Origin of the sequence: Idiomarina sp. UBA4206 (assembly GCF_002383015.1) — a bacterium.
In the GTDB taxonomy this organism is placed as follows: domain Bacteria; phylum Pseudomonadota; class Gammaproteobacteria; order Enterobacterales; family Alteromonadaceae; genus Idiomarina; species Idiomarina abyssalis.
The window spans coordinates 1,052-3,174 of sequence record NZ_DFTS01000038.1; the positions used below are offsets into that span (position 1 = coordinate 1,052).

General features: G+C 49.9%; 2 protein-coding genes. One reads left to right on the forward strand and one right to left on the reverse strand.

The annotated features are described in order from the left end of the window. A partial coding sequence (locus B3180_RS07960; protein ID WP_414654045.1) for a TolB family protein occupies positions 1-881 on the reverse strand: 881 nt, incomplete at its 3' end. Positions 882-973: 92 nt separating this feature from the next. Here B3180_RS07960 and B3180_RS07965 point away from each other — a divergent pair. Continuing rightward, on the forward strand, positions 974-2,123 hold a 1,150-nt coding region (locus B3180_RS07965), incomplete at its 3' end, for a GAF domain-containing sensor histidine kinase (RefSeq protein ID WP_286843910.1).

A 2,123-nucleotide genomic window follows, 5' to 3' on the forward strand; every position in this document is an offset into this window, starting at 1 on the left:
GCCCAGGTTTCCTGCATGTCGCGTTCCATTTTCCCGTAAACCCGCTTGTGTTCGCCGGTCTTCAGGTCCAGCAGGTACAGCACGCTGTCAAAGTCTTCACGCTTAATGTAGGCCAGATAACGCCCGTCCGGCGATGGTGTCGGACGAATTGCGCCACCGGCACCACTTATCAGCGTTTCAATTTCACCGCTCTCGCGCTCAAAACGCTTAATGGTGTAAATGCCTTCCAGCGAGTCTTTGCTGTAGTGGAAAGTTTTGCCCGGTGTGTCATCCTGGGAAAAGTAGATGTATTTGCCGTCCGGTGAAAACGCCGGCTCGCCTAAGTCTTTCTGGTCATTCGGGCGTTCCGTTAACTGCACACCCGAGCCACCACTGCGGTGGTACATCCAGACTTCACCGGCTCCTAACGAACGGCTGGCGGTATAGTGCTTACGCGCAACCAGAAATTCGCTGTCCGGACTCCACGCCGGGCTGTTTAATAAACGGAAAGTTTCTTCGGTAACGGCACGCACATTGCTGCCATCGGCGTCCATAACCCAGATATTATCGCCGCCGCCCTGATCCGAGGTAAAGGCAATGTAACGTCCATTGGGCGAGTAAACCGGCTGCATATGCCAGGCTATACCGCCAATAAGTTTTTCAGCTTCGCCGCCCCCAAAAGGCATGCGGTAAATGTCACCCAGTAAATCAAACACGATGTAGTCACCATCCGGGCTGACGTCCACATTCATCCAGGTGCCGGAATTCACCGATATATCAATTTCTTTAAACTCGCCCTGCGGGTTACTGACATCCCAGCCCTGGGTCTGTTCTTGTGCCATGCTCACCGGCGCTAAGCTTAAAAGCGATGCGACCGCTAAGGTTAATGTTGTCTTTTTCATGGTATTGCCTCATTAAAAATGTCTTCCCTTTGTAGGCAGTTAAGATCCAAAAGTCCAGTGGCTAACGTTAAATGGGGAGTTATGGTCGGTTAATGGACATTAAAAGTCAGTGGGTTATAGTGAGTAAATATTCAGAAGACGGGTTGAATATGAACGAAGCCTTAGAAAATATCCTTCTCGATGTATCTAAGTCACCGGATATTGACGGCGGCGACCTGGAGAAAGCGTCTGAACTGATCCTGATGTCAGCGCTAAAAGGGCTGGATATTAGTCGCGTCAGTATTTGGTTATTGCAGCCGGACAAGCAGAGCATGACTGCTGCCAGGTTAATTGATGAAAAACAGCAGGACAAAGAATTGCCTGTGCTGCGTAAGTCCGAACTTCCTTCTTATTTTCGGGTATTAATGACTGAGCGGACCATTATCGCTAACGACGCCCGCAACCACCCGGCAACCGTTGAACTCAGCAACGGCTATCTTGAAGAAACCGGCGTATACGGCATGCTCGACGTTCCTTTACGCCATAAAGGTCAAATGATAGGCGTAATGTGCTGCGAAAGCCGTAAACCCTCACGCCGCTGGACTTCCGATGAAGTCGCCTTTGTTGGCGTGCTTGCTGACATTTATGGCCGCGCCGTCAGTGCGTCCGAACGCGAACGATTCGAAGCACTCCTTATTCGTCAGAATGAACAGCTGGAAAGCATGGTAGCGGAGCGAACAGAATCATTAACCAAAGCGCTGGACAACTTTAAGCAGGCTCAGGAACGGTTAATTGAAACCGAAAAAATGGCCGCTCTGGGTAAGTTAGTCGCCGGCGTCGCGCACGAGGTTAATACCCCCCTGGGCGTTTCCGTTACCGCTGTAACTCACTGTGAGCACCGTCTTAAAAAACTGGACCAAGGTTTCAGTAACGGTTCAATTTCACGCAAGCAACTGCAGACCTTTATCAGTGATACTTACGAAGCGTATCAGTTACTCACCAGTAACCTTGAACGAGCCGCAACCCTGATTCAGAACTTTAAGAAAACCGCGGTTGACCAATCCAGTTTTGAGCTGGTTAACTGCCAGCTTAACGACTACCTGCACGCGTTAGTTTTAAGTCTAAAGCCTGTGGTAAAAAAGAAGCACGTCAGCATCACTATCGACTGCGACGACGACATTGTTTTAAGCACTTACCAGGGCGCGTTAGCACAAATTGTGACGAATCTGGTCAGTAATACTAACGACCACGCTTTTGCCGAAG